The organism is Streptomyces sp. P17, from assembly GCF_032436805.1.
Classification (GTDB): Bacteria; Actinomycetota; Actinomycetes; order Streptomycetales; family Streptomycetaceae; genus Streptomyces.
Map to the genome: position 1 here is coordinate 12,428 of NZ_JAVRBF010000072.1, position 25,980 is coordinate 38,407.

Below are 25,980 nucleotides of genomic sequence, written 5' to 3' on the forward strand. Positions count from 1 at the left end.
GTCAGGCCTCCTTCGGGGATGCGGTGAACTCGGCTTCGTCCGACGTCAGATACAGATAGGCCTGCTCCAACGTGCCCTCTTGCGCGGCCAGTTCGAGGAGGGGGACGCCCGCGGCGGAGACGATCCGGCCGATCTCGTCCACCCGCGCGTGGCGCACCGTCCAGTGCCCGTCCGTGTGCTCGGCGGCGTCGTGGCCGTGCGGGGCGAGGGCGGCCTTGAGGGCGGTGGGATCCGTGGTGCGGATCCGCACGCTCGGCTCCACGCGCGCGTGGATGAACTCCCGCAGCGGGGTGTCGGCCAGAAGTCGCCCTCGGCCGAGGACGACGAGGTGGTCGGCGAAGGCGGCGGTCTCGTTCATGAGATGACTGGAGACCAGGACGGTGCGCCCTTCCTGGGCGAGCCGGCGCAGCAACCGGCGGATCCAGATGATGCCTTCGGGGTCCAGGCCGTTGGACGGCTCGTCCAGCATGATCACCTCGGGGTCGCCCAGCAGGGCGGCGGCGATCCCGAGGCGCTGGCGCATACCCAGGGAGTACGTCTTCACCCGGCGGCCCGCGACCGAGGCGAGCCCCGTCTCCTCCAGCGCCTCCTCGACCCGGGCGCGCGGGATGCGGTTGGTGGCGGCGAGGGTGCGCAGGTGGTCGCGGCCGGTGCGGGAGCCGTGCGCGGCCTGCGGGTCGAGCAAGGCGCCCACCTGGCGCAGGGGTGCGTGGAGGCCGGCGTAGGGGCGGCCGCCGACCGTGGCGGTGCCGGAGGTCGGCCGGTCGAGGCCGAGGACGAGCCGCATGGTGGTGGACTTCCCGGCGCCGTTCGGGCCGAGGAAGCCGGTGACACGGCCGGGGAGCACGCTGAAGGTGAGGTGGTCCACGGCTCGGCGGGTGCCGTATTCCTTGGTGAGGGCTTGCACTTCGATGCTGGTCATGGCATGCAGCGTGGCTCTTCGCGGGGCGCCGGGGCCTCCCCCGCGCGTGGAGGTCCCCTCCCCCGTGCGGGGGAAGTCCGTTGTCAGTGGCGGCTGGCACGATGGCGAAATGGTCCGCTTCCTGCGCCCGCTGCTCCGGGGGACGACGTACACACGCCTGCTGCATCTGTGGGTGCCGATGCTGATCGTCAGCGTGTGGATGTTCATCGACCCGTCGACTCCCTGGGTGCCGGCGCTGGTGCTGCTCCCGGTCGGTCTGATCCCGGCGGTCCGCAGGGGTGAGGGCGTGCAGGCGCGGCTGCTGCTGATGCCGGGCGACGAAGAGTCGGTCATCTCCGTGAAGCCGTCGACGAACTGGCGGGACCGGCTGCGCACCGTGCTGTGGCTTCAGGCGCGCATGGTGCTGGGTGCGGTGGCGATGTTCGCCACCATCTGGCTGCCCATCCTCGTGTTCGAGCTGGTGCAGGTCGCGATCGGCGGGCATCCCGGCGACACCCCGGTGCTGCGGGATGTGCAACCGCACTGGATGTACGCCCTGTTGGCGCCGCTCCCGCTCGTCGTGCTGTACGGCGTCGTGGTCGGCCTCGGGGAACTGGTCACCGCCGTCGCCCGGCGGCTGCTCGGCCCGTCGGCCGCCGAGCGGCTCGCCGCCTTGGAGGAGCGCACCGAGCAACTGCTGGAGCGCCACCGCATCGCCCGTGAGCTGCACGACTCCATCGGTCACGCCCTGACCGTCGCCGTCGGCCAGGCGGGCGCCGCGCGGGCGGCGGGCGATCCGGCGTTCACCGACCGGGCCCTGGAGGCCATCGAGGAGACCGGCCGGGCCGCGCTGGAGGATCTGGAGCGCGTACTGGGCATCCTCCGGGAGTCGGACCGGCCCGCGAGCAGCAGGCCCACCCTGGTGGACGCCGGCCGGCTGCTGGAGTGCGCCCGCGCCACCGGGGCGAAGGTCGACGCGGAGATCACCGGTCCGCTGGACACCGTGCCCGGACCGGTCTCGCGCGAGGGGTACCGCATCCTCCAGGAGTCGCTGACCAATGTGCTGCGGCACGCGGGACCCGTGCCCGCCGGGATACGCGTCGACGTCACGGACCGCGCCCTCGTTCTGGAGGTGCGCAATCCGCTGACGGCCGAGATACCCGGACCCGGCCGGGGCGGTGGGCTGCGGGGCATACGTGAGCGGGCCGCCCTGCTCGGCGGGCGGACGCGGACCGGCCCCGCCGACGGTGACTGGCAGGTGCACGTCGAGCTGCCGTTGCGCTGATCTACGCTGGCCGGATGCCGGTCACCGTTCTCCTCGTCGACGACGAACCCCTCGTACGCGCGGGCCTGCGGGCCGTTCTGGACGCGCAGCCGGACATCGAGGTCGTCGGGGAGGCCGCCGACGGGGCGGCGGTGATCCCACTGGTACGCAGTCTGCGGCCGGACGTGGTCGCGATGGACGTACGGATGCCGCTGCTGGACGGGATCGAGGCCACGCGCGCGGTGCTGCGGACGGTCGACGAACCGCCGAAGATCCTCGTGGTGACGACGTTCGAGAACGACGAGTACGTCTACGAGGCGCTGCGGGCCGGGGCCGACGGGTTTCTGCTGAAGCGGGCCCGGCCCGCCGAGATCGTGCACGCGGTGCGGCTGGTGGCGGAGGGCGAGTCGCTGCTGTTCCCCGCGTCGGTGCGGCAGCTCGCCGCCGAGCACGGCGAGGACGGTGGCAACCCCGCCGCGCGTGCCGCGCTGGAGCGGGCCCGGCTGACCGAGCGGGAGGCGGAGGTGCTGCGGCTGATGACGCGCGGGCTGTCCAACGCGGAGATCGCGGCCCGGATGGTGGTCGGCACGGAGACGGTGAAGTCGCATGTGAGCGCCGTACTGGCGAAGCTGGGGGCCCGGGACCGTACGCAGGCGGTGATCGCGGCGTACGAGTCGGGGTTCGTGGCGCCGGGGTAGAGCGCCTGCCCGGCGCGGCTTGGACGGACCGGTCGGTAGGCCGCCGGTCGCCCGGCACTCGCCGGGGTCCGCCGGGCCGAGTACGATCCGGCCAACACGCGCACGAGCTGGGAGGACGGACGGTGGGGCGGCTGACCGGCGGGGATCCCTCGCTGTTGCGAAGGATCAACTCCGCGGTGGTGCTGCACGCGCTGCGTGCCACGGACTGCGCGACGCTGACCGAGATCACCCGGGTGACCGGACTGTCCCGGCCGACCGTCGAAGGTGTCGTCGAGGACCTCATCGCGGCGGGCTACGTCGTCGAGAAGGCCGCCGACGAGGGCGTCGCGAGGCGCCAGGGGCGGCCGGCCCGGCGGTACCGGTTCCGGGCCGAGGCCGGCCATCTGCTGGGCCTGGACATCGGGCCGCACCGGGTCGCCGCGCTCCTGTCCGACCTCGACGGCCGGGCGCTCGGTTCCATTGCCAAGGACGTCGAGGAGACGGCCACCGCCGACGAGCGGCTGGAGAAGCTGCGCATGGCGGTCGCCGAGCTGCTGCGCCGGGCGGGGGTGGCGCGCGGCTCGCTGCGGGCCGTGGGAGCGGCGACGCCCGGGATCGTCGAGGCGGACGGCACGGTACGGCTGAGCACGGCCCTGCCGCAGTGGTCGGGGCTGCCGCTGGGCGAACGGCTGAGCCGGTCCTTCAAGTGCCCGGTGCTGGTCGAGAACGACGCCAACGCCGCCGCGGTCGCCGAGCACTGGAAGGGTGCCGCGACCGAGTCCGACGACATCGTGTTCGTGCTGGCGGGGCTCAGCCCGGGCGCCGGTTCACTCATCGGCGGGCGGCTGCACCGGGGCTACGGCGGGGCGGCCGGAGAGATCGGCGCGCTGCATCTGCTGGGCCGTGAGGTGACCCCGGAGACCCTGCTGTCCACCACGGACGAGCCGCTGCACCCGCTCGACGAGCAGGCGGTCGCGGAGGTGTTCGCCAAGGCGCGCGAGGGCGATCTGCGGGCCCGCGCTGCCGTGGAGCGGTTCATCCAGCGGCTCGTCCACGACGTGGCAGCCCTGGTGCTGGCCCTCGACCCGGAACTGGTCGTCGTGGGCGGCTGGGCGGCCGGTCTGGACGGTGTACTGGAGCCGCTGCGCCGGGAGTTGGCGCGCTACTGTCTGCGGCCGCCGAAGGTCACGCTGTCCCTCCTCGGCGAGGCGGCCGTCGCGACGGGGGCGCTGCGGCTGGCGCTGGACCATGTGGAGGAGCAGTTGTTCGCGGTGGAAGGGACGGTCACGGCCCGCCGTTGACCGTCGCCCCGCGCCCCGCGCCCCGCGCCCCGCGCCCCGCGCCCCGCGCCCCGCGCCCCGCGCCCCGGAAGAGTTTCCGGGGCGCTCGGGCCGCGAGGGCCGCTGGGCTCAGGACGCCTGGCGTTCGGGGCCCTCGTGGATCTCCACGCCGCCGGAGTCACCGAAGGTGAGCCGGCAGGTGTCCGCACGGTAGGTGGCGACCGAGAGGGCCGCGGTGCGTCCCTCGGCGACGTAGCGCGTGGTGACGACGAGGACGGGCGCCCCGGGGAGCCGGTCCAGTTGCTTGGCGTCGTCCGCGCGGGCCGAACCGAGTTCGACGGCGCGCTCCTGGCCGTCCAGCTCCAGCCGCTGAAGCTCGCGCAGTACGGCACGCGCGCGTGCCGCCCCGGCGGGAGCGTCGATGGCGGACAGGTCGGGCACCGAGGTCTCGGGCACGTAGAGCAGCTCCGCGGCGACGGGCTGGCCGTGCGACACACGCGAGCGGCGCACCACGTGCACGGGCACGTCGGAGCCGGTCTCCAGGACCGCGGCCACGCTCGCCGGCGGGACCTCCAGGGTGCTGTCGGCGGGCTGCCAGTCGTCTCCGGCCGCCCCCGGCCACACATGCTGCTCGGTGCCGACCGCGACCCCCACGCGCGGCGGCGCCACCGTCGTACCGACACCGCGGCGACGCTGCAGCCGGCCCTCCAGTTCGAGCTGTTCCAGAGCCTGGCGGAGCGTGGCGCGGGCCACGCCGAAGCGGGCGGCGAGATCGCGTTCGTTGGGCAGGATCTCGCCCACGGCGAACTCGGAGTCCAGCGCCTCGCTGAGCACGGTCTTGAGATGCCAGTACTTCGGTTCCGGCACCGGTTCCAGTTGCGTGGTCCCCACCCTGTCCTCCGCAATCGCCGTGTTCCGGCGGCGTTTTAGCGCCCTTGTTTATTAAAGGTTGTTGCACTTCTCTGCGACCATAGGGCGGCCCCCACCCTTGGTCAAGACCAATCCTCGATCACTTGTGCGCGGCACGCCGGGGGCGCCGCAGAGCGTTCATGGGGCGTTCGCACAGGGCCGTTCTCATGACACGACGGCAAAGCCCCCGTCGCGTAACGGGGGCTGGGGGCGCCTAGTCGAGGTCCAGGGAACGCAGCTTGTCGGGGTTGCGGATGACGTAGATCGACTGGATGTGACCGTCCAGGATCTCCAACTGGAAGACACTGTCGGGCCTGCCGTCGGCCGTCGCCAGCACGGCGGGACCGCCGTTGACCTCCAGGAAGCGGAACGACACCTCGGGTACGCCTTTGTCCGCGGCGCCGACGAGGAAACGGCCCACCTTCTCGGCGCTCTCCAGGATCCGCAGGGGCGCCCTGGACTTGCCGCCGCTGTCGCCGACCAGGCGCGCGTCCGGGGCGAGCAGCGACATCAGCCCCTCCAGGTCGCCCTCGGACGCGGCGGCGAGGAAACGCTCGGTCAGGTCGCGGCGCTCGACGGGGTCGACGTCGTAGCGGGGCCTGCGCTCGTCGACGTGCCTGCGGGCCCGTCCGGCCAGCTGGCGGACCGCGGGTTCGCCCCGGTCGAGCATCGTGGCGATGTCGGCGTAGGGGTAGCCGAAGGCCTCCCTGAGCACGAACACCGCCCGCTCCAGCGGCGACAGCGACTCCAGGACCACAAGGACGGCGAGAGAGACGGTGTCGGCGAGCACGGCCCGTTCGGCGGTGTCCGGAACGGTGTCGCCGAAATCGGTGACGTACGGCTCCGGCAGCCAGGGGCCGACGTAGGCCTCGTTGCGGGCCTTGACCTGGCGCAGCCGGTCGATGGCGAGGCGGGTCGTGACGCGCACAAGGAAGCCGCGCGCATCGCGCACCTCGGCGTGGTCCGCGCCCGTCCAGCGCAGCCAGGCCTCCTGGACGACGTCCTCCGCGTCGGCGACGCGTCCGAGCATGCGGTACGCGACTTCCAGGAGGACGGGGCGGTGCTCTTCGAAGACGTCGGTCACGGTGTCGGTGCTCACGGCACCATCCCAGCCGACGTGCCCGGTCGTGTCCAGGCGAGGCGTCGCAGACGCAAAGAGCAGCGCTCGAATCGCGCCGAGTTGCGGCCGTTCGAGTGCGCGGCCGGGGTCTTGGGCGCCCATCCGGTCTACCCGCCGGTAGCAATTGCTGACAAGCTGTCTACGACGTCAGCCGAGTTCCAGACGAGGAGCACCTATGTCCGCCACCGTCTCCTTCGAGGTCCCCTCCCCACGGGGCCCGCGGTCCGTGACCCTCTCCTACGCGCGCGTGGGCCGCGGCGAACCGCTGCTCCTGCTGCACGGCATAGGTCACCACCGGCAGGCCTGGGACCCGGTGCTGGACATCCTCGCGACCGAGCGTGAGGTGATCGCCGTCGACCTGCCCGGGTTCGGTGCGTCCCCGGCGCTGCCCGAGGGGCTCCCGCACGACCTGCCCACGATGACCGCCGCGCTCGGCGCCCTGTGCGAGGCGCTGGAGATCGACCGGCCGCATGTCGCGGGCAACTCGCTGGGCGGACTGCTCGCCCTGGAGCTGGGCCGCGAGAAGCTCGTACGGTCCGTCACCGCCCTGTCCCCCGCAGGGTTCTGGACGCAGGCGGAACGCCGCTACGCCTTCACTCTCCTGCTCTCCATGCGGAGGATCGCCCAGAGCATGCCGTTGCCGCTGGTGCGGCAGCTGTCCCGTACGGCGGCCGGCCGCACCGCCCTCACGAGCACCATCTACGCCCGCCCCGGCCGCCGTTCACCCGAGGCCGTGGTCGCCGAGACGCTGGCCCTCGCGAACGCGACGGGCTTCGCCGAGACCCTCCGCGCCGGGAACACCGTCCAGTTCACCGACGACATCCCCGGCCTCCCGGTCACCGTGGCGTGGGGCAGCAAGGACCGGGTGCTGATCCGCCGCCAAGGGGTCCGCGCCAAGCAGATCATTCCCCGGGCCCGGCTGATCCGGCTGCCCGGCTGCGGTCATGTCCCGATGAACGACGACCCCGCCCTCGTCGCGCGCGTCGTCCTCGACGGCAGCCGCTGAGAGGGCAGTTGCTGAGACGGCGGCACCTGACACGGCGGCCGCCGACCCGCGCCGGGCCAACGCGCCGGATCCCAGGGCGACTCCGGCGCCGACCAGGGCGCTGCCCGCGGCCTGCGCGGCGCCGTAGGAACCCGTTCCGACCAAGGGTGCCGTGCAGGCCGCGGCGACCGGGATGAGGCCGGAGAACAGCGTGGCGCGCTCCGCCCCGATCCGCTGCATGCCCATGTACCAGCACACGAAGCCGATCACGGTGACGATGACCGCCTGCCACAGCAGCGCGGCCGTCTCGGTGGCGTCCGGCCGCCGCAGCCACCCGGCGCCGTCGGCGAGCAGCCCGGCCACCGCGGACTCGACGGCGGCGACACCGCACACCGTGGCGGACAGCAGCCGCGGGCCCAAGGGGCGCAGCACGGGCACGGCGAGGACGGCGAACCCCACCTCGCCGACCAGCGCACACACCGAGAAGGCGATGCCCGCCCCGTCCGTGCGGCCCCAGCCCTGGACGGTCAGGGCGCCGAGGGCGACGAGCGAGGCCCCGTACAGCACGACCCGTTGCGGACGGCGGCCGTCCAGGAGCGGGACGAGGACGGCCACGACCACCGGGGCGCAGCCCACCAGTACGCCCGGGACGGCCGGTTCCGCGCTGCGCTCCGCGGCGATGACGGCCAGGTTGAAGCCGACCATGCCGACGGCCGCGAGCAGCGCGAGGCGCACCCATTGGCGGGCGGTGAGCGCCCGGAGCCTGGTCGTGGCGCCCCGGCCCGCGAGCGGGACGAGCAGCAGACAGGCCAGGCCGTAGCGCAGGAACTGGCCGCCCGCGTACGGGTAGGCGCCGAGGACGCTGTTGGCGGTGAAGGACCCTCCGACGAGGACACAGGCGAGCGCGGCGAGCAGAGCCCCGCGCGTGGTGGTGGCGTTCATGGGAGCGACGCTAGGAAGCGAGGCGGTCCGGATTAAGGTCCACTTTCATGACCGTGTCGCAGACCAATCCGGATGGACATCAGAGCGCGGGCGAAGGTTCCGCCGCGTGGGAACTGTTGCTGCCCGCCGCCTCCGCGCCGGCACGCGCGCGTGGGCGGGCGTTGCAGGCCGCTCTGCGGGAGGCCGTACGGTCCGGGCGGCTCGCTCCGGGGACGCGGCTGCCGTCGAGCCGGGACCTCGCCGCCGACCTCGGTGTGTCGCGCGGGCTGATCACCGAGGCGTACGAGCAGCTCACGGCGGAGGGCTATCTGCGCAGCGGCCGGGGTGCGGGCACCTGGGTGGGCGGTGCCGTACGGTCGGCCCGGCCACGCGCGCGTGACCTCGCGCCGCGTTCCCCGGGCGCCCGTGCCGACTTCGTTCCCGGCACGCCGGATCTGTCGCTGTTCCCGCGCGCCGCCTGGGCCGCGGCACAGCGCGGCGTACTGGCCGAACTCCCGCACCAGGACCTCGGTTACCCCGATCCGCGCGGTCTGCCCCGGCTCCGTACGGCGCTGGCCGAGCTGCTGGCCCGGCGCCGGGGCGTGGTCGCTGACCCGGAGCGGCTCGTGGTCGTCTCCGGAGTGGCGCAGGCGACGACGCTGCTCGGTTTCGCGCTGCACGCGCGCGGGATGCGCACGGTCGGCGTCGAGGACCCCGGCAGCCCTCAGCACAACGCGCTGTACGCCGGCGCGGGCGTCACCACCGTGCCGCTGCCCCTGGACGACGAGGGGCTCGCCCTCGACCCGCTGCGGACCTCGGACGCACGGGCCGTCGTGACGACCCCGGCCCACCAGTACCCGACCGGGATCGCGTACTCCGCGCGGCGCCGCGCGGACCTGCTGGACTGGGCGCGGTCCGTGGACGGATTCGTCCTGGAGGACGACTACGACGGCGACTTCCGCTACGACCGCGCTCCCGTGGGCGCCCTCCAGGGCCTGGACCCGGAGCGCGTGGCCTACGCCGGCTCGGTCAGCAAGTCGCTCGCGCCGGGGCTGCGGCTCGGCTGGCTGCTCGTCCCGGAGGCGCTGGCCGACGAGGTCGTCGAGCGCAAGCGGACGATGGATCTCGGCCATCCCACCCTCGACCAGGCACTGTTCGCCCGGTTCGTGGAGCACGGCGACTACGACCGGCAGTTGCGCCGCTGCCAGCGCGCGTACCGGGAGCGGCGCGACGCCCTGGTCGCCGCGCTGGAGGAGTACTTCCCGGGCTCCCGGGTGTCGGGCATCGCCGCCGGTCTCCATGCCATCGCCGTACTGCCGAAACGGTTCGGGCCCGAGGAGGACTTCCGGGCGCGCACCGCCGCGGCCGGGGTGGCGGTGCGGCTGCTGGCGGACTGCACGCACGCGTGTGCCGGGCACGACGACGTACGGCTGGTGCTCGGGTACGCCCATCTGTCCCCGGCCCGGATCCGGGAGGGCGTGCGGCTCATGGCCGAGGCGGTGTGACCGGAGCCGGGATCCGAGGGCGGCCCGCGCCTCCGGGGGCCATCGGTTTCCTTGCCCCGGCGGTCAGTTGTTCACTTGAGGTTTCCGTGTGCGCTGCGGCGCACCAGTAGTTGTGGCACTGCACACTGGCCGGATCCCGTCCTGGAGGCCCACCCATGTCACACCGTCCGCTCCCCGGCCGCCGCAGCGTTCTGCGCGGCTCGCTCGCCGCCTCCGCGGCCCTGACCCTGCCCACCGCGCTCGGCGCGGCACCCGCGTTCGCCCTGTCCGGGCGGCCCAAGGCGGGCTGGGGCGTCCAGACGGGCGACGTGACGACCGACTCGGGTCTGGTGTGGGTGCGCTCCGACCGGCCCGCCCGGATGATCGTCGAGACGTCCGCCACCGAGTCCTTCCGCAACCCGCGCAGATGGCTCGGACCGCTGCTCGGCGCCGACACCGACTTCACCGGTACGACCCGGCTGCGCGGGCTGCCCTCGGGCGAGCAGATCCACTACCGCGTCCTGCTCGCCGATCCCGACGACCCGCGCCGCACGGGCGAGCCGGTGACCGGCACCTTCCGCACCGCGTCCGTCAAGCGGCGGGACGGCGTCCGGTTCGTCTGGTCCGGCGACCTCGCCGGGCAGGGCTGGGGCATCAACCCCGACCTCGGCGGCTACCGCATCTACGACACGATGGCCGGCCTCGACCCGGACTTCTTCATCTGCAGCGGTGACAACATCTACGCCGACGGCCCGATCAGCGGGTCCGTGACCCTGCCCGACGGCCGGACCTGGCGGAACATCACCACCGAGGAGAAGTCGAAGGTCGCCGAGACGCTCGCGGAGTTCCGCGGCAACTTCCGCTACAACCTCCTCGACGAGAACCTGCGCGCCTTCAACGCCCAGGTCCCCTCCATCATCCAGTGGGACGACCACGAGGTCACCAACAACTGGTATCCGGGCGAGATCCTCGGCGACGCCCGGTACACCGAGAAGAACGTCGACGTGCTCGCCGCCCGCGCCCGTCAGGCGTTCTCGGAGTACTACCCGATCTCCACGCTGCGCCGCCCCGACGGCCGCGTCTACCGGACGCAGCACTACGGCCCGCTGCTGGACGTGTTCGTGCTGGACATGCGCACCTACCGCAACGCCAACTCCCCCGACAACCAGACCGCCGACCCGGTGGGGATCCTCGGCCGGGAGCAGCTGGAGTGGCTCAAGCGCGAGCTGTCCCGCTCGCGGGCGGTGTGGAAGGTCATCGCGTCCGACATGCCGATCGGCCTGGTCGTGCCGGACACCGGCGACGGCAAGCCGAACATCGAGGCGGTCGCGCAGGGCGACCCGGGCGCCCCGCTCGGACGTGAGCTCCAGATCGCCGAGCTGCTGCGGTTCATCAAGCACCGGCGCATCACCGGCACGGTGTGGCTGACCGCCGACGTCCACTACACCTCGGCCCAGCACTACCAGCCCTCGCGGGCCGCGTTCACCGACTTCGAGCCGTTCTGGGAGTTCGTCTCGGGTCCGCTGAACGCCGGCGGTTTCCCGGCCAACGCGCTCGACAACACCTTCGGCCCGGAGCGGGTCTTCCTGAAGGCCCCGACCGTCGCCAACGTCTCCCCCGCCGAGGGCTACCAGTTCTTCGGGGAGGTCGACATCGACGGCGACAGCGGCGAGCTGACGGTACGGCTGCGCGAGCAGGACGGCGCCGTGCTGTTCACGCAGGTGCTGCAGCCGGGGCGGGTCGGCCAGTAACCTTCACAGGTGTCGCGCTCCGGCGTCATCCCCCGGCGCGCGGCACCTTCAACTCGGCCTCTCCGACGGCGTTTTCGCAGGTCGGAGGCGATTGTCGGTGCTCGCGTCTACGGTTTTTCCATGACGCGATCACTGCAAGCAGTGGCCTATCGCCGCCCCTCCGCGCTGGACTCCACCGCGGACGGGCGGCGGCTGGGGCTGGAGACCTCACGGGGTGCGAGGCCCACGGGCACGGCCGACCATCCCCGTTTCTTCGCCGGGTTCCTGACGGCGCCTCAGGCAGCCTCCGCCGGACTGCTGGCGGTGGCCGACGTGGCGGCCGCGCGGTACTACCAGCGGCAGCTGCGCGCCTCGCTGGATCCGGTGGTGACCGGCAACGGCGACCGGCTGCGCTTCGAGTCGTTCTCCGGCTGCGGCGGGGTGTACGCCCGCCTGGACGTGCTGACGGCGGGCCTCGACGGCGACGAGGTGGGCCACGGCACGACGCACGTCGACGTCAACAACCCGCTGCGCGAGGCCCTTTCGAGAATCGGCACGGACGATCCGCTGCACCTGCGCGTCGGACCCGACGAACTGGCGGTGACCACGCTCGACGGCCCGGTGGTGGAGAAGAAGGTGCCGCTCCCGGACCGCTGGTTGCGCGGCTTCGCGGAGTCCCGGGTGATCGCGGCCGGCTTCGACCTGCGCGCCGAACTCCCCGCCGCCGAGGCGGTGCGGTTCCTGCGCGCACTGCCGAAGGCCGGAGCACGCGGCGCCGCCGGAGGTCCGCGCTGGCTGGTCCCGGCGGGCCGCGCACTGCGCCCGACCACCCGCGCGATGCCCGGCGCGGTCTGCCTGCCCGGCCCGGAGCGCCTGGTCGCGCTTCAGCGGGTGCTGCGGCTCCCGCAGCAGCCGTACGGCGACCAGTTCGCGCGGAGCCGCCGAGGTCCTCCCCCGGCTCGCCGAGTCGGACGGCGCGGCGGGTCCGGCCCTGCATCTGGGCCTCGCGTATGCGCTCGGCGCCCGGCACGAGGAGGACCGGCTCGCCGCCGTGGTCGCCCTGCTGGTGCTTGCGGCGCGTGCACAGCTCGACGCGGAGCGCCTCGGCGCGGACCTCGGGGAGCTGGCGGGAAGCGGGGCGGTCAAGCCGGCGCGGCTCGTGGAGTCCGTGCGCATCGCTGCGGCCACCGGGGCGAACGCCACCATCTGGGAGATGCTCCGGCACACCCTGCCCGCTCTACTGGGGGACCTCACCGGCGATCGTCCGCCCACCCCGCCCCGTGGGCTCTCGGATCTGCTGGCCGTGGCCGCGGACTGTGCCGAGCGGTCCGGTGCGCGCGGCGAGGTGCCGCACCTGGCGCAGATAGCGGACCGGCGGGGCTCCTCCCGGCTGGTGTCCCAGGCCCGTCGGCTCCGCAGCACGCTGGTCGCGGAAGTGGCCGCCTGACGTAGTCCCCTACGCGATGCGTCCCACCCCGGTGTGGACGTGAGCGGGCGACCAGGCAGGACACACGGTCGTCCGGCGCCAGCAACACAACCGTAAAAGAAACGACAAAAGGTGCAGAAGCGATCTTTACCGCCCGGTCACAAAGCGTTCGTGATCACGCAACACCGTTCCTTCACAGTGGCTGCATGAGTCGAGACATGTCTGATGTGACGCGTGCGAAGCACGGGCGTCCCGTCCACCACTGGCGGCGGGACGTCATCGAACTCGCCGCGCTCTTCACGGCGGTCGCGGTCGCCGACGCCGTGGCCAATCTGGTCGGGCACGGCCCGGACGGACCCGAACTGCTGCTGGTGTCGGCGCTCCTGCTGGTCGCCACGGCCGCGTTCCACACATGGTGGTCACGCCGCCACGGTCACGCACCGCCGACGGACGATACCGGTGCCCGGCCCGCCGCTGAGCGGCAGGCCGGGCCGTCGGACCCGTCGTCGCGGCCGGCCGAGGTCAGCCCCGGTGAGAGCACGCTGTGGCGGATGCGGACGACCGTGAAGGACGAGCCGGGCTCGCTGGCCGCGCTGTGCACGGCCCTGGCCGAGCGGCGGGTCGACATCCTCAGCCTGCAGACCCATCCGCTGGGCGACGGGACGGTGGACGAGTTCCTGCTGCGAGCCCCGGGCGAGCCGGCCGTCACCGAGATCACCCGGGCCGTCTCCCAGGCGGGCGGCACGAGCACCTGGATCGAGCGGGCCGACGCCCATGACCTGGTGGACGCGCCGACCCGGGTGCTGGGCCTCGCCACCCGCACAGCCCTGGACGCGGCGGAACTGCCACTCGCGCTACGGCAGTTGCTCGGCCGTTGCACGATCCGCCAGCTGCCCGGCGCGCCGGTCGCCGGACGGGCGCCCGAGGGCGTTCCGGTGGAGGGCGTCCTGGAGGACACCGTGATGCGGCTGCGGGCACCGGAAGGCGGAGTGATCACCGTGGAGCGGCCGTATCTGCCGTTCACCCCCACCGAGTTCGCGCGGGCGCGGGCCCTGGTGGAGCTGGACGCCCGGCTCGGTCCGCGCGTGCTGGCCAGCCAGGACGTGCTGACGCTGCCGGAGGGCAGCGACATCACCGTGCGTCGGGCCGACCCGGGGGATGTCGAGGCCGCGAAGGCCATGCACGAGCGGTGCTCTGCCCGGACGTTGAGCATGCGGTATCACGGGCCCGTGGGTGACGCGGACCGGTACCTGAACCACCTTCTCAGTCCGCGGTTCGGGCGGACTCTCGCGGTGCAGACCGCGTCCGGGCGGATCGTGGGGCTCGGTCACCTCCTGTGGGACGGGGACGAGACGGAAGTGGCGCTGATCGTCGAGGACGCGTGGCAGCAGCGTGGGATCGGTGCGGAGTTGCTCCGCAGGTTGGTGGGGATGGCTGTGGAGGCCGGGTGCGAGAGTGTGTACGCGGTGACTCAGTCGTCCAACACCGGGATGGTGGCCGCGATGCGGGGGCTTGGGTTGCCGCTCGACTATCAGATCGAGGAAGGCACGCTGGTCATCACGGCCAGGCTCGCCTCGCAGGTGCCGGTGGGTCTCGAAGAGGCGACGCGCCGTAGGGGCTAATGGCCGCCGGCCACAGCGGGTTCGTTGTGGCCGGTCGCGCCCCGCGGCGGAGCCGCATACCGATGCAGCCCCGCGCCCCTGCCGGGGTTCCTGCCGAGGGCGTTGTTCAGATCCGTCCAGAGATCCTCCACGTCCTCCAAGCCCACCGACATCCGTAGCAAACGGTCGCTCACCCCGGCGTCCCGTCGGTCGCCCGCGTCCACGATGCGGTGGCTGATGGACGCCGGGTGCTGGATCAGGGTGTCCACGCTGCCGAGGCTGACCGCGGGGGTGATCAGGCGGACCGCGGCGATGACCTCGTGGGGATCCCCGGCCACCTCGAAGGCGACCATCGCTCCGCCGATGCTCGGGTAGTGGACCCGGGTCACGCGCGGGTCGGCGGCGAGGCGGTGGGCCAGTTCGGCGGCGGTCGCGGAGGCCGCGCGGACCCGTACCGGGAGGGTCGACAGGCCGCGCAGCAGGAGGTAGCCGGCGAGCGGGTGCAGGACGCCGCCGGTGGCGAACCGTATCTGGCGCAGCCGTCCGGCCAGTTCCTCGTCGCAGGCCACCACGCCCGCCATCACATCGCCGTGGCCGCCGAGGTACTTGGTCGCGCTGTGCAGCACCAGGCGCGCCCCCTGCTCGGCAGGGCGCTGGAGCACCGGTGTGGCGAAGGTGTTGTCCGCGAGCAGCGGGACCGAGCCGCAGGCGTGGGCGACGGCGCGCAGATCGACCTCGGCGAGGGTCGGGTTGGCCGGTGACTCCACCATCACCAGACCGGTGTCGGGGCGCAGCGCGTCCGCGATACCGGCGGGATCGGTCCAGGTCACCTCCGAGCCGAGCAGTCCGGCGGTCAGGAGGTGGTCGCTGCAGCCGTACAGGGGGCGTACGGCGACGACATGGCGCAGGCCCATCGAGGCCCGTGCCAGCAGCACCGCGCTCAGCGCGGCCATGCCGCTCGCGAACGCCACCGCCGAATCGGTGCCCTCAAGACGGGCCAGCGCGGTTTCGAAGCGGGCGACGGTCGGATTGCCGAGGCGCCCGTAGACGGGCGGGCCGTCCGGGTCCGCGCCGGTCTCGGCGAACGCGTCGATCCGGGCGGCCTCACCGCGGCTGTCGTAGGAGGGGTAGGTCGTGGACAGGTCGATCGGCGGGGCGTGCAGGCCCAGACCGGCGAGGTCGTCGCGACCGGCGTGCACGGCTTCGGTGGCCAGAGCTCTTGGGCGCACAGGGGTCTCCATGGGCGGAAGAGTGAACGCCGACCGGGTCACAGGAATCGAACACCGTGCTACGTTCGGCCAGTGGCCGAATCTGTCGTACTGGATCCGGTGGATCTTCACCTGTTGCGGCTGTTGCAGAACGACGCCCGGACGACGTACCGGGACCTCGCCGCGCAGGTCGGGGTCGCACCGTCGACCTGCCTTGACCGGGTGACCCGGCTGCGGCGGGCCGGGGTGATTCTCGGCCATCAATTGCGGCTGGACCCGGCGAAGCTGGGGCGTGGGCTTGAGGCGCTGCTGTCCGTGCAGGTCAGACCGCACCGGCGGGAGTTGGTGGGGCCGTTCGTGGACCGGATCAGGGCTTTGCCGGAGTCGCGGACCGTCTTTCATCTCACCGGTCCCGACGACTATCTGGTCCATGTCGCGGTGGCGGACATGGCCGATCTCCAGCGGCTGGTTCTGGACGAGTTCACCTCGCAGCGGGAAGTGGCGCGCGTGGAGACCCGGCTGATCTTCCAGCAGTGGGACTGCGGGCCTCTGCTACCGCCTTCGCCCTCGGCTCAATCCGGGTGACGCGCGGCGGGCCTCGTACGAGGATGGTCCGCATGTCAGAGACCAAGAGCCCGCTGCCCCGTGGGGTCGCCGACAGCTATGTCGACGACCTCATCGCCCTCGATCCCGTGACCGGTACCTATCTCGGCGTGAAGGAGAGTTCGAGCAGACTTCCCGACCTCTCGCCCGCGGGCCAGGAGGCGCTGGCGGAGCTGGCGCGGGCGACGCTGGCGCGGCTCGACGAGGCCGAGCGGCAGCCCGGCGCGGACAGCGACATCGAGCGCCGGTGCGCACGCCTGCTGCGCGAGCGGCTGACCGCCGAACTGGCCGTGCACGAAGCTGACGAGGGCCTGCGCGCGGTCGGCAACCTGGGCACGCCCGCGCACTCCGTGCGCGAGATCTTCGCCATCACCCCGGCCGCGACCGAGGAGGACTGGGCAGCCATCGCCGAGCGGCTGCGCGCCGTGCCGGCCGCGCTGGCCGGCTACCGCGAGTCCCTCGCGCTGGGCCTGGAGCGCAAGCTGTACGCGGCACCGCGTCCGACCGTCACCTTCCTGGACCAGCTCACCGAGTGGGCGGACACGGGTGAGGGCCGGGGCTGGTTCGAGGACTTCGCCGCGGCGGGCCCCGAGGCGCTGCGCGGCGAGCTGGACAAGGCGGCCCGCACGGCGACCGCGGCCGTGGTGGAGCTGCGGGACTGGATGCGGGACGTGTACGCCCCGGCCGTCGAGGGCGCCCCGAACACCGTGGGCCGGGAGCGCTACGCCCGGCTCGCGCGCTACTTCAACGGCACCGATCTCGACCTGGACGAGGGGTACGCGTACGGCTGGTCCGAGTTCCACCGTCTCCTCGGGGAGATGAAGCAGGAGGCGGAGAAGATCCTGCCGGGCGCCGAGACGCCGTGGGTGGCGCTCTCCCACCTCGACGAGCACGGCCGGCACATCGAGGGCGTCGACGAGGTGCAGTCCTGGCTCCAGGGCCTCATGGACCGGGCGATCGACGAGCTGGACGGCAGCCACTTCGAACTCGCCGAGCGGGTGCGGAGGGTGGAGTCGTGCATCGCCCCGCCCGGCGGCGCCGCGGCCCCGTACTACACCGCCCCGACCGAGGACTTCTCCCGCCCCGGCCGCACCTGGCTGCCGACGATGGGGTCGACCCGCTTCCCGGTGTACGACCTGGTGTCGACCTGGTACCACGAGGGAGTTCCGGGCCATCACCTCCAGCTCGCGCAGTGGGTGCACGTCAAGGACAGCCTCTCCCGCTACCAGGCCACCATCGGCCAGGTCAGCGCCAACTGCGAGGGCTGGGCGCTGTACGCCGAGCGGCTGATGGACGAGCTCGGCTTCCTCACCGACGCGGAGGAGCGGCTCGGCTATCTCGACGCGCAGATGATGCGCGCGGCCCGGGTCATCGTCGACATCGGCATGCACCTGGAGCTCGAGATCCCGGCGGACTCGCCCTTCCACCCGGGTGAGCGCTGGACGCCGGAGCTGGCCGAGGAGTTCTTCGGGGCGCACAGCAGCCGCCCGGCGGAGTTCGTGGAGAGCGAGCTGACCCGTTATCTGACGATTCCGGGCCAGGCCATCGGCTACAAGCTGGGCGAGCGGGCCTGGCTGCTGGGCCGGGAGAAGGCGCGCGAGCGCCGGGGCGACGCCTTCGATCTCAAGGCCTGGCACATGGCGGCCCTCTCGCAGGGCTCGCTGGGCCTGGACGATCTGGTCGACGAACTCGCCCAGCTCTGAGCCGGTCTCAGCGGCGGAAGCCGCCCTCCGAGTCGATCACCTGACCGGTGATCCAGTCCGCCTCGTCGGTGGCGAGCCACGCGATGAGGCGGGCCGGGTCGCCCGGCATGCCCCACCGTCCCGCGGGAAAGCGGGCCTCGACGGCCGCGTAGTCCTCGCCGGTGAGGTAATCCGTGTCCACCGGGCCCGGGTTGACCGTGTTCACGGTGATCCCCTGCTCGGCGAGGGTCGTCGACAGGGAGCGGGTGATCGAGGCGAGGGCACCCTTCTGGAGGGCATAGGCGATCTCGCCGGGCATGCCGCCCGCGATGTCCTGGCCGGACGTCATCATGACGACGCGCCCGCCCCGGGAGCGGTGCGACAGCCGGGCGTACGCCTGCACGAGAAGGATCACGGAACGGGTGTCGACGGCCCAGTGCGCGTCGAGCATGGCGGCGTCGATCGTGTCGAGGGTGCCGTCCGAGCCGCTGAGCGCGTGGTTGGCGACCAGGATGTCGAGCCGTCCGCCGAGCGCCGCCGCCGCGGAGGCGATCAGTTCGGCGGGGGCCGCGGGGTCGGAGAGGTCACCGGGTCCGGCGACGACCCGGGCGTCGGGATCAGCGAGCGCGTCGCGTACGGAGGCGGCGACCGCATCGGGGTCGTCGGCGCCCCACGGCATGGCGGCGTCGTGCGGCACATGATGGTGCAGATGGACACTGGCCCCGTAGGCGGCGAGCCGGCGGGCCACCGCGTGTCCGATGCCGCCGCGTCTGCTCGCCCCGGTGACGAGGGCGGTCCGGCCGCGCAGGGGCAGCGGGTCGCGGCGGAGCTCTGCTGGTGCGGGGTGCGGAAGACGAGGCATGACGGTCATGATCGGCGACAGTCGGGGCCGGCGCACGCGATTAGTGACGCCGTATTACTGTGCCAGCGGCCGGAGTAGGACCAACCCGAGCCAGGTCTCGGGGCCGGGCCGCACCCAGGCCGCGCGGACCGCGTACGGGCCCGGTGCCAGGGCGACGCGCAGCGGGTCGGCCTGTCCGGTCTCGGTGCCCGGCCAGGCGGAGTCGAAGAGCAGCACGGGACCCGGCACCTTCCAGCGCATCTCCTCGCCCCACTCCGCGGTGGCGAGGGCGGTCGGTACGCCGGAGAGGAGGTCGGCCTCGGAATCGGCGGCACACCAGCGGACGAAGGTGCCGTGGTCCGGCAGATAGGCGGTGGAGGCAGGCTCGTCCCCGAGGACCAGGGCCGCGCTGTCCCCGACGGGGAGCAGGCCGACGGGTCCGTCGAGCTCGCAGGCCCGGTCGTAGTCGGAGGCGGTCTCGTCACCGTCGGCGCCCGCCCAGAACGGCAGCACCGTCTCCGGTACCGCTATGAGCGGACCGCCGCCCGACTCCACCCACTGCACCGTGTGTCGCACCATGGCGCAGAAACCTACACGCACGGCGAGCGCACAAGTTCGGTGTCCCTGACACCTTCTGGTACGAGGCGGGCGGGCCGTTTCCTTCGAGGCGGGCGGGCCGTTTCCTTCGAGGCGGGCGGGCCGCCGTCAGCAGCCGCAGTCCTCGCTGTCCACCGGCGCGGTCAGCGCGTCGGCGGTGCGGCGGGCGTCGCCCTCCCAGGTCTCGTAGGCGAAGCCCTCGCGCGCCCAGTACTCGAAGCCGCCGAGCATCTCCTTGACCTGGAAGCCGAGTTCGGCGAGGGCGAGGGCGGCACGGGTGGCGCCGTTGCAGCCGGGGCCCCAGCAGTAGGTGATGACGGGGACGGACTTGTCGAGGAGCTGCTCGGCCTGCTCGGGGATGAGCGCGGTCGGCAGGTGGATCGCGCCGGGGATGTGGCCCTGGTCCCAGGAGGCGGTGGAGCGGGAGTCCAGGACGACGAAGCCGGGGTCGCCGTCGGCCGCGAGGGCGGCGGCGACATCGGACACGTCGGCGTGGAAGACCATGCTGGCGCGGAAGTAGGCGGCGGCCGCGGCCGGGTCCGCCGGGGCCACGCGCAGGACGGGGTTGTCGGCGGTGATGACGCTGCTCATGATCTGGCCTCTCTGTGGCGACTCGTTATGACCAGAAATCTACGTCCCGAAGATCAACTCACTGAAGGGGTGATCCCCGGCGCTCCTCTTGATCGGCCGGGGATTCCCCTGTTAGCTCGGCCCATGACCACGTATTCACCGGACGCCACCGACTGGCGCATCCTCGATGTCCTCCAGCGCGAGGGCCGGGCCAGCTTCGCCGAGCTGGCGCGGGCCGTGTCGATGTCCGCGAGCGCGGTCACCGAGCGGGTGCGCCGACTGGAGGAGGCCGGTGTCATCCAGGGCTACTCCGCCGTGGTGTCCCCGGAGCGGCTGGGCATGCCGATCCTGGCGTTCGTACGGCTGCGCTACCCGAACGGCAACTACAAGCCGTTCCACGACCTGGTCGCCGTGACCCCCGAGATCCTGGAGGCGCACCATGTCACCGGCGACGACTGCTTCGTGATCAAGGTCGCCGCGCGCTCGATGCGGCACCTGGAGGAGGTGTCCGGCAAGATCGGGACGCTGGGCTCGGTCACGACCAGCGTCGTCTACTCCTCCCCGCTCCCCCGCCGTCCGCTCGGTCAGTGACCGCGCTGCCGCAGCGTCGATCCCGACCGTCCCTTCACGACCTCCAGCTGGGCGTGGATGCGCCGCCGCAGGTCGGCGACATGGCTGACGATGCCGACGCTGCGGTCGCGTTCCCGCAGGGAGTCGAGGACGTCGAGGACCTCGTCGAGGGTCTGGTCGTCGAGGCTGCCGAAGCCCTCGTCGATGAAGAGGGTGTCGAGACGGACCCCGCCGGCCTCGTCGGTGACGACGTCCGCGAGGCCGAGGGCGAGGGCCAGCGAGGCGAAGAAGGTCTCGCCGCCGGAGAGCGTCGCGGTGTCTCTCTCACGGCCGGTCCAGGCGTCGACGACATGCAGCCCGAGCCCGCTGCGGCCACGTCCGGCGCGGTCGTCGGAGTGGACGAGGGTGTAGCGGCCGGAGGACATGCGCCGCAGCCGTACGGTCGCGGCGGCGGCCACCTGTTCCAGACGCGCGGCGAGGACATAGGACTCCAGGCGCATCTTGCGCTCGTTGTCCGCCGAGGTGCCCGCGGTGAGCCCGGCCATGCGGGCCACCCGGTCGTACTGCGCGCGCAGCGGCGCGAGCCGCCGTACGCCCGCCGCCGACCGGGCGGAGAGGCGGTCGAGTTCGGTGCAGCGCCGGGCGGCGGCGTCCCGCGCGGAGGCGGCCTCGCGCAGCTGTCGGCCCGCCTCGGCGGCGGCCTGTTCCGCCGCGGTGGTGTCTGCGGGCGGCCGCTGGGCGGCGGCCGCGGTGTCGGCCTCGGCGAGCACGGCCCGTACGGCGGCCTCCTCGGACTGCCGGGCGTCCAGGCGCCGTTGGAGTTCGCGGCGGGCGGTGTCGTCGAGCAGGGCGTCCGCGGCGGCCTGCGGGGTGTCGAAGCCGGCCCGGAACGCGGCGTCCGCGAGACGCGCGTCGGCGTCCTTGAGCCGCTGCGCGGTGTCGTCGGCGGCGCGGGCGCTGTCGGCGGCGTCGGTGAGCAGCGCGACCTGGCGCTCCAGCTGGGCGGAGCGGGCGGCCACGCTGTCCAGGGCGCCCCGAGCCTCGGCCAACTCCGCTTCCAGAGCGGCCCGTTCACGGTCGAGCCGCTCTCGGTGGCCGACCCGCGCGGCGGTTCTGATCTCCGCCTGCTGCCGGGCCGTCAGGCGCCGCTCGTGCTCCTGCTCGGCGCGGCGCAGTTCCTCGCGGGCGGGGAGCAGGGCGGAGGCGTCCCGGCGCGCCGCGGTGAAGAGCCGCTCCAACTCCGCGACCTCGTCGGCCAGTTTCCCGGTGGGGGTGTCACCGGCCTCCGCGGTGGCGGCGGCCAGCGCCTCGCGGACGACCCCGACATACCGCTCCCGCTCGGCCTGACGTTCCTCGGCGGCCTGGTAGGCGTCGAGGGCCTGCTTCTCGGCCTCGCGGTCGACGTGTCCGGCGTCCTTGCGGGCGGGTGCGGGATGTTCGGTGGCGCCGCAGACCGCGCAGGGTTCGCCGTCGGTCAGCTGCGCCGCGAGTTCGGCCGCGATGCCGTTCAGACGGCGCTCCTTGACCTCCAGCCAGTGGTCCTTGGCGGTCAGCGTCTCATCCTGCGCGCGGCGGGCCCGGTCGGCGGCGGTGTCGGTGTCCCCGACCAACTGGTCCCGCATCCGGGCCGCCTTGAGCCGCCTTGCCGCGGGCTCCCGCTGGACGGCGAGCTGTTCGGCGCGGGTGGCGGCCTCCTGGGCGGTGTCGATCCGCGTCTGCAGTCCCGCGCGGGTCGCCTCCCATCCGGCGAGCCAGGCCTCGGCCTCCTGGAGGACGTCCTCGTCGGCGCGCTCCTGACGGTCCAACCCGGTGCGTTCCTCGGCGAGTTCGGCCAGCCGCAGCTCGGCGCGCCGGGCCGACTCCAGCCCGCCCAGTTCCTCGGCGGCCCGGCGCGCGGCGGCCGCGAGCCCGGCGGCACCGGCGTCGGCGAAGGTGTCCGGCAGCAGGCCGCACGCGCGTGCCCGGGTGGCGGCTGCCCGCCGGTTTTCCGCGTCGGCGGCGTCGCGCAGCTCCACGGCGGGTGCCACCGCCTCGGCCTTGCGGGCCCGCTCCATCCGCGCCTGTGCCTCGCGGTGGCCGTCGGCCCTCTCCTCCAGCAGCCGCACCCGCTCCCGCGCCTCGGCGAACCTCCGCTGCAGGCGGGTGGTTTCGCGTACGTCGGCCAGGGCTCGCTCGGCAGCGGCCTGGGCGGACTCGGCGGCGGCGAGACGGCAGTGGGCGACGGTCAGCTCTTCGCGCGCGGTACTGCGGGCCACGGCGGCGGCGATCAGGACGGCCTCGGCGAGCCCCGGCTCACCGGGCGTGAGCTCGGGCAGTTCCATGGCGCCGCCCGCCGCCTGCTGCATGCGGTGCGCGTCGGCCAGCAGGGCGGCGTCACCGTCGCGCACCTCCGCCTCGGCCGCCCGTCGGCGCTCGGCGAGGCGCTTCTCCACCTCGGCGAAGCGGTGCGTGTCGAAGAGCCGCCCGAGCAGTCGGCCGCGCGCTTCGGCGTCGGCGCGCAGAAACCGCGCGAAGTCTCCCTGGGGCAACAGGACGACCTGGCAGAACTGTTCGCGGCTCATGCCGAGCATCTGGGTGATCTCCTCGCCGATCTCCTGGTGGGAGCGGCTGAGGTCCTTCCAGGCGCCGGTCGAGGCGTCGTACTCGCGCAGCCGGCTCCGCGCTTTGTCGACGGTCGTCCCTTGCCGGTTGCCCTTCTTGGGGCGCTCCCAGGGTGGCTGCCGGGTGATCTCCAACCGGCGTCCCGCGACGGTCAGTTCCAGGGTGACCGTGGTCCGGGTGGTCGGCGCGGCGTGGTCGCTGCGCAGGGTCAGGCCCTGGGCGCTCTGGCGGGCGCCGGGCACGGAGCCGTACAGCGCGTAGCAGACTGCATCGAGGACGGAGGTCTTTCCGGCACCGGTCGATCCGTGCAGCAGGAAGAGACCGGCTGCCGACAGGTCGTCGAAGTCGACGCTCTGGGAGCCGCCGAAGGGCCCGAAGGCCGTGATGTCGAGTCGGTGCAGCCTCACCTCGCCACCTCCCGCACCACCGCGTCCGCGCGGGCCGCGTCGAAGGCGTCCCGCAACACGCCCTGCTCGTCCTCGTCCGGCCCGGCGCCGCGCACATGGGCGACGAAGTCCTCGGCGATCTGCTGGTCGCTGCGTCCCGCCAGCCGCCTGGCGTAGGACACGTCCGGGTCGTCGGGGGCCCGGTCGGGGTCGAAGACGAGGCTGAGGGTGTGCGGGAAGCGCTCGGTGAGCCGGGCCATGGGGTCGGCCGGGCGGACCGCGTCGGTGAGGGTGGCCTCCACCCAGGCGTCCTCGTGCCGGGCGAGGGCGGGATCGGCGAGGAGTTCCTCCAGCGGCCCCCGGATCCGGGCCAGCGCGCGCGAGGCGGGGCAGACGATCCGCTCGGCGGTCACCGCGCCCCCGGCGTCGAGGTCGACCAGCCACATGCTCTTCCTGTGGTCGGCCTCGGAGAAGGAGTACGCCAGCGGAGAGCCGGAATAGCGCACGCGGTCGGTGATGGTCTGGCAGCCGTGCAGATGCCCGAGCGCCGTGTAGTCGACACCGTCGAAGACGCCGGCCGGCACCGCGGCCACCCCGCCGACGGTGATGTCCCGCTCGCTGTCGCTGGCCTCGCCTCCGGTGACGAAGGCGTGCGCGAGGACGACGGAGCGCGTCCCACGCGCGCGTGCGGCGAGATCGGCGCGGACGCGGTCCATGGCGGCGGCCAGCACCGCTTCGTGCCCGGCCTTGTCCACCCCGAACTCGTCCTTCACCAGGGCCGGTTCGAGATACGGCAGGCCGTAGAAGGCCACCTCGCCGTGCGCGTCGGTGAGCACCACCGGCGTCCCGCACGCCGACGGCTCGGTCCGCAGATGGATGCCCGCGCGGCCGATCAGCCCGGCGCCGACCCCGAGCCGACGGGCCGAGTCGTGGTTGCCGGAGATCATCACCGTGGGCACACCGAGGTCGGCGAGCCGGTGCAGGGCGTCGTCGAAGAGCTCCACGGCGGCGAGCGGCGGCACCGCGCGGTCGTACACGTCTCCCGACACGACCACCGCGTCCACCTCGCGCTCGCGCACGGTCGTGACGAGGTGGCCGATGAACTCGGCCTGGGCGCCGAGCATGTTCACGCGGTGGAACGCCCGGCCCAGATGCCAGTCGGAAGTGTGCAGGAGCCTCATGATCCCCGAAGACTAACGGCCGGGTCTGACATCACGGGCGGTTACTCCCGTATCGGCCCGTCATGACCCCACCGGAGCTTGCCCGTTATGGCCGGTTCGTCATGCGTCGCCGTATGCCTCGCCGCCCAGTTCCAATCCGGCGGTCCCGGCCGTGACGTCGGCGAGCCAGCCCCGGAAGGCGTCCACATCGGCGTCCGGCAGGCCGATCTCGATGGTGACGGCCTCGCCGTAGCGGACGTCCCGTACCTCACGTCCGGTGGCCCGCAGATCGTTCTGGATCTTGCCGGCCCGCTGGTGGTCGACGGTCACGGTGGCCAGCCGGAAGCGGCGGCGGGTGAGCGTGCCCACGCTGTCCAGTGCCTCGCCGACGGCGCCGCCGTAGGCCCGGATGAGGCCGCCCGCGCCGAGCTTGACGCCACCGTAGTAGCGGGTGACGACGGCGACGACGTAGCGCATGTCGCGGCGCAGCAGCATCTGGAGCATGGGGACGCCGGCGGTGCCGCCCGGTTCGCCGTCGTCGCTCGCCTTCTGGATGCCGGCGTCGGCGCCGATCACGTAGGCGTAGCAGTTGTGGGTGGCGTCCGCGTGCTCCTTGCGGACGGCCGCGACGAAGTCCTGGGCCTCCTGCTCGGTGGCCGCCGGGGCGAGGGCGCACAGGAAGCGGGAGCGGTTGACCTCGGTCTCGTGCACGCCCGCGTGCGCCACTGTGCGGTACTCGTCCTGCATCCGGCCAGCCTATGTCAGGGCCCGTCAGCGCTTCTTTCCCCGGGGCACGGTGAACCAGGTCAGCAGCGCGGAGCCGGGAGCCAGCGCGCTCCAGGCGGTGCCGCGCCAGGCCAGGACAGCGACGGCGGAGGTGGGGAACTTCACCCGGACCTGGTCCAGCGCGTCGTCGAGGCTGTCCCCGGCCAGCGCGACGACCAGGTCCTCCAGGCCGGGGTTGTGCCCGATCAGCAGCAGTGTCTCCACCTCGGCGGGCGTCTCGTGCACGGCGGCCAGCAGCTCCGGGACCTCGGCCGCGTACAGCTGCGGGTCGTAGCGCACCGGCGGCGGGGTGCCCCACTCGGCGGAGGCGAGTTCCCAGGTCCGGCGGGCGCGTACGGCGGTGGAGCACAGGGCGAGGTCGGGCAGCAGGTCGGCCTCGGCCAGCACGCGTCCGGCGGCGGGGGCGTCCCGCAGGCCGCGCGGGGCGAGGGGGCGGCGGTGGTCGGCGACCCCTTCGGGCCAGGCCGACTTGGCGTGCCGCAGCACGACCAGGCGGCGCAGCGGGCCCGTCCCAGCGCGCGCGATCATGCCGGGGATCCGAGATCGCGGGTGAGATCGAGGCCGAGCAGCCGGTCGGCGTAGGCATAGGTCTCGAAGCGGGCGGCGACCCCTTCGGGCCAGGCCGACTTGGCGTGCCGCAGCACGACCAGGCGGCGCAGCGGGCCCGTCCCAGCGCGC

At 73.2% G+C, this 25,980-nt stretch carries 22 protein-coding genes and 2 pseudogenes; 12 read left to right on the top strand and 12 right to left on the bottom strand.

Annotated elements, in window-relative coordinates; all coding sequences use genetic code 11:
• Position 1: 1 nt before the first annotated feature.
• Complete coding sequence (locus RMT89_RS34030) at positions 2–922, bottom strand: ABC transporter ATP-binding protein (protein ID WP_315887604.1); 921 nt, start codon at positions 920–922, stop codon at positions 2–4.
• Between the two features lie 109 nt (positions 923–1,031).
• On the opposite strand from RMT89_RS34030, the gene RMT89_RS34035 reads away from it, so the two are divergent.
• From RMT89_RS34035 to RMT89_RS34045, 3 genes are all read left to right on the top strand, one after another.
• Complete coding sequence (locus tag RMT89_RS34035; RefSeq protein WP_315887605.1) at positions 1,032–2,186, top strand: histidine kinase; 1,155 nt, start codon at positions 1,032–1,034, stop codon at positions 2,184–2,186.
• Between the two features lie 14 nt (positions 2,187–2,200).
• Positions 2,201–2,863 carry a response regulator transcription factor gene (locus tag RMT89_RS34040; protein ID WP_315887606.1) on the top strand — a complete coding sequence of 221 codons (663 nt, stop codon included), beginning with the start codon at positions 2,201–2,203 and terminating at the stop codon, positions 2,861–2,863.
• Between the two features lie 122 nt (positions 2,864–2,985).
• On the top strand, positions 2,986–4,143 hold the full coding sequence (locus RMT89_RS34045; protein ID WP_315887607.1) for an ROK family transcriptional regulator: 1,158 nt from the start codon (positions 2,986–2,988) through the stop codon (positions 4,141–4,143).
• Between the two features lie 108 nt (positions 4,144–4,251).
• On the opposite strand, the gene RMT89_RS34050 is transcribed toward RMT89_RS34045, so the two are convergent.
• Together RMT89_RS34050 and RMT89_RS34055 are read right to left on the bottom strand one after the other, a co-directional pair.
• On the bottom strand, positions 4,252–5,013 hold the full coding sequence (locus tag RMT89_RS34050) for a GntR family transcriptional regulator (protein ID WP_315887608.1): 762 nt from the start codon (positions 5,011–5,013) through the stop codon (positions 4,252–4,254).
• 232 nt (positions 5,014–5,245) lie between these two features.
• Entirely contained in the window at positions 5,246–6,130 is an 885-nt protein-coding gene (locus RMT89_RS34055) for an RNA polymerase sigma-70 factor (RefSeq protein ID WP_315887609.1), read from the bottom strand.
• Positions 6,131–6,326: 196 nt separating this feature from the next.
• Between RMT89_RS34055 and RMT89_RS34060 the strand changes: the two genes are divergently transcribed.
• Positions 6,327–7,157 carry an alpha/beta fold hydrolase gene (locus tag RMT89_RS34060; protein WP_315887610.1) on the top strand — a complete coding sequence of 277 codons (831 nt, stop codon included), beginning with the start codon at positions 6,327–6,329 and terminating at the stop codon, positions 7,155–7,157.
• Between the two features lie 132 nt (positions 7,158–7,289).
• Here RMT89_RS34060 and RMT89_RS34065 read toward each other — a convergent pair.
• A pseudogene (locus RMT89_RS34065) lies at positions 7,290–8,078 on the bottom strand (DMT family transporter); the annotation flags it as partial.
• Positions 8,079–8,125: 47 nt separating this feature from the next.
• Between RMT89_RS34065 and RMT89_RS34070 the strand changes: the two are divergent.
• The 5 genes and pseudogenes from RMT89_RS34070 to RMT89_RS34090 all read left to right on the top strand — a co-directional run bounded on the left by RMT89_RS34070 (position 8,126) and on the right by RMT89_RS34090 (position 14,319).
• On the top strand, positions 8,126–9,562 hold the full coding sequence (locus RMT89_RS34070) for a PLP-dependent aminotransferase family protein (protein ID WP_315887611.1): 1,437 nt from the start codon (positions 8,126–8,128) through the stop codon (positions 9,560–9,562).
• Between the two features lie 155 nt (positions 9,563–9,717).
• Positions 9,718–11,292 carry an alkaline phosphatase D family protein gene (locus RMT89_RS34075; RefSeq protein WP_315887612.1) on the top strand — a complete coding sequence of 525 codons (1,575 nt, stop codon included), beginning with the start codon at positions 9,718–9,720 and terminating at the stop codon, positions 11,290–11,292.
• 120 nt (positions 11,293–11,412) lie between these two features.
• Positions 11,413–12,171 (top strand): annotated as a pseudogene (locus RMT89_RS34080) (SWIM zinc finger family protein); the annotation flags it as partial.
• Positions 12,172–12,484: 313 nt separating this feature from the next.
• Positions 12,485–12,718 carry a hypothetical protein gene (locus tag RMT89_RS34085; RefSeq protein WP_315887626.1) on the top strand — a complete coding sequence of 78 codons (234 nt, stop codon included), beginning with the start codon at positions 12,485–12,487 and terminating at the stop codon, positions 12,716–12,718.
• Between the two features lie 197 nt (positions 12,719–12,915).
• Positions 12,916–14,319 carry a GNAT family N-acetyltransferase gene (locus RMT89_RS34090; RefSeq protein ID WP_315887613.1) on the top strand — a complete coding sequence of 468 codons (1,404 nt, stop codon included), beginning with the start codon at positions 12,916–12,918 and terminating at the stop codon, positions 14,317–14,319.
• Here RMT89_RS34090 and RMT89_RS34095 read toward each other — a convergent pair.
• Positions 14,316–15,539, bottom strand: a complete 1,224-nt coding sequence (locus tag RMT89_RS34095) for a PLP-dependent transferase (protein WP_315887614.1) — start codon at positions 15,537–15,539, stop codon at positions 14,316–14,318. The genes RMT89_RS34090 and RMT89_RS34095 overlap by 4 nt on opposite strands.
• Positions 15,540–15,599: 60 nt before the next feature.
• Between RMT89_RS34095 and RMT89_RS34100 the strand changes: the two genes are divergently transcribed.
• Both RMT89_RS34100 and RMT89_RS34105 read left to right on the top strand, forming a co-directional pair.
• Positions 15,600–16,091, top strand: coding sequence for an Lrp/AsnC family transcriptional regulator (locus RMT89_RS34100; protein ID WP_315887615.1), 492 nt, complete (start codon positions 15,600–15,602; stop codon positions 16,089–16,091).
• A 32-nt stretch (positions 16,092–16,123) separates the two neighbouring features.
• Positions 16,124–17,812, top strand: coding sequence for a DUF885 domain-containing protein (locus RMT89_RS34105; protein ID WP_315887616.1), 1,689 nt, complete (start codon positions 16,124–16,126; stop codon positions 17,810–17,812).
• Between the two features lie 7 nt (positions 17,813–17,819).
• Here the strand turns inward: RMT89_RS34105 and RMT89_RS34110 are convergent, their stop codons facing one another.
• From RMT89_RS34110 to RMT89_RS34120, 3 genes are all read right to left on the bottom strand, one after another.
• Complete coding sequence (locus tag RMT89_RS34110; RefSeq protein ID WP_315887617.1) at positions 17,820–18,653, bottom strand: SDR family oxidoreductase; 834 nt, start codon at positions 18,651–18,653, stop codon at positions 17,820–17,822.
• Positions 18,654–18,707: 54 nt separating this feature from the next.
• A complete protein-coding gene (locus RMT89_RS34115) occupies positions 18,708–19,211 on the bottom strand; it encodes an immunity 21 family protein (RefSeq protein WP_315887618.1) in 504 nt (167 codons plus the stop codon).
• Positions 19,212–19,337: 126 nt separating this feature from the next.
• Positions 19,338–19,820 (bottom strand): rhodanese-like domain-containing protein, encoded by a 483-nt coding sequence (locus tag RMT89_RS34120; protein WP_315887619.1) that lies wholly within the window; start codon positions 19,818–19,820, stop codon positions 19,338–19,340.
• 123 nt (positions 19,821–19,943) lie between these two features.
• On the opposite strand from RMT89_RS34120, the gene RMT89_RS34125 reads away from it, so the two are divergent.
• The gene (locus tag RMT89_RS34125; protein WP_315887620.1) at positions 19,944–20,390 is read left to right on the top strand and encodes an Lrp/AsnC family transcriptional regulator; all 447 of its coding nucleotides are present in this window, start codon (positions 19,944–19,946) and stop codon (positions 20,388–20,390) included.
• Here the strand turns inward: RMT89_RS34125 and RMT89_RS34130 are convergent.
• From RMT89_RS34130 to RMT89_RS34145, 4 genes are all read right to left on the bottom strand, one after another.
• Positions 20,384–23,377: an SMC family ATPase gene (locus tag RMT89_RS34130; RefSeq protein ID WP_315887621.1), complete on the bottom strand. Its 2,994-nt coding sequence runs from the start codon at positions 23,375–23,377 to the stop codon at positions 20,384–20,386. The two genes, RMT89_RS34125 and RMT89_RS34130, sit on opposite strands and share 7 nt — an antisense overlap.
• Positions 23,374–24,537, bottom strand: a complete 1,164-nt coding sequence (locus RMT89_RS34135; RefSeq protein ID WP_315887622.1) for an exonuclease SbcCD subunit D — start codon at positions 24,535–24,537, stop codon at positions 23,374–23,376. Before RMT89_RS34135 ends, RMT89_RS34130 begins: the two co-directional genes overlap by 4 nt.
• Positions 24,538–24,636: 99 nt before the next feature.
• The gene (locus RMT89_RS34140; protein WP_315887623.1) at positions 24,637–25,263 is read right to left on the bottom strand and encodes a YigZ family protein; all 627 of its coding nucleotides are present in this window, start codon (positions 25,261–25,263) and stop codon (positions 24,637–24,639) included.
• Between the two features lie 24 nt (positions 25,264–25,287).
• Positions 25,288–25,830, bottom strand: a complete 543-nt coding sequence (locus RMT89_RS34145; protein WP_315887624.1) for a histidine phosphatase family protein — start codon at positions 25,828–25,830, stop codon at positions 25,288–25,290.
• Positions 25,831–25,980 lie beyond the last annotated feature (150 nt).

Coding starts and splice junctions, on each gene's coding strand:
- RMT89_RS34095 (WP_315887614.1), bottom strand. CDS start 15,539: ATGGAGACCCCTGTGCGCCCAAGAGCTCTGGCCACCGAAGCCGTGCAC.
- RMT89_RS34110 (WP_315887617.1), bottom strand. CDS start 18,653: ATGCCTCGTCTTCCGCACCCCGCACCAGCAGAGCTCCGCCGCGACCCG.
- RMT89_RS34060 (WP_315887610.1), top strand. CDS start 6,327: ATGTCCGCCACCGTCTCCTTCGAGGTCCCCTCCCCACGGGGCCCGCGG.
- RMT89_RS34035 (WP_315887605.1), top strand. CDS start 1,032: ATGGTCCGCTTCCTGCGCCCGCTGCTCCGGGGGACGACGTACACACGC.
- RMT89_RS34120 (WP_315887619.1), bottom strand. CDS start 19,820: ATGAGCAGCGTCATCACCGCCGACAACCCCGTCCTGCGCGTGGCCCCG.
- RMT89_RS34140 (WP_315887623.1), bottom strand. CDS start 25,263: ATGCAGGACGAGTACCGCACAGTGGCGCACGCGGGCGTGCACGAGACC.
- RMT89_RS34030 (WP_315887604.1), bottom strand. CDS start 922: ATGACCAGCATCGAAGTGCAAGCCCTCACCAAGGAATACGGCACCCGC.
- RMT89_RS34115 (WP_315887618.1), bottom strand. CDS start 19,211: ATGGTGCGACACACGGTGCAGTGGGTGGAGTCGGGCGGCGGTCCGCTC.
- RMT89_RS34090 (WP_315887613.1), top strand. CDS start 12,916: ATGTCTGATGTGACGCGTGCGAAGCACGGGCGTCCCGTCCACCACTGG.
- RMT89_RS34125 (WP_315887620.1), top strand. CDS start 19,944: ATGACCACGTATTCACCGGACGCCACCGACTGGCGCATCCTCGATGTC.
- RMT89_RS34040 (WP_315887606.1), top strand. CDS start 2,201: ATGCCGGTCACCGTTCTCCTCGTCGACGACGAACCCCTCGTACGCGCG.
- RMT89_RS34105 (WP_315887616.1), top strand. CDS start 16,124: ATGTCAGAGACCAAGAGCCCGCTGCCCCGTGGGGTCGCCGACAGCTAT.
- RMT89_RS34145 (WP_315887624.1), bottom strand. CDS start 25,830: ATGATCGCGCGCGCTGGGACGGGCCCGCTGCGCCGCCTGGTCGTGCTG.
- RMT89_RS34085 (WP_315887626.1), top strand. CDS start 12,485: ATGCTCCGGCACACCCTGCCCGCTCTACTGGGGGACCTCACCGGCGAT.
- RMT89_RS34070 (WP_315887611.1), top strand. CDS start 8,126: ATGACCGTGTCGCAGACCAATCCGGATGGACATCAGAGCGCGGGCGAA.
- RMT89_RS34075 (WP_315887612.1), top strand. CDS start 9,718: ATGTCACACCGTCCGCTCCCCGGCCGCCGCAGCGTTCTGCGCGGCTCG.
- RMT89_RS34135 (WP_315887622.1), bottom strand. CDS start 24,537: ATGAGGCTCCTGCACACTTCCGACTGGCATCTGGGCCGGGCGTTCCAC.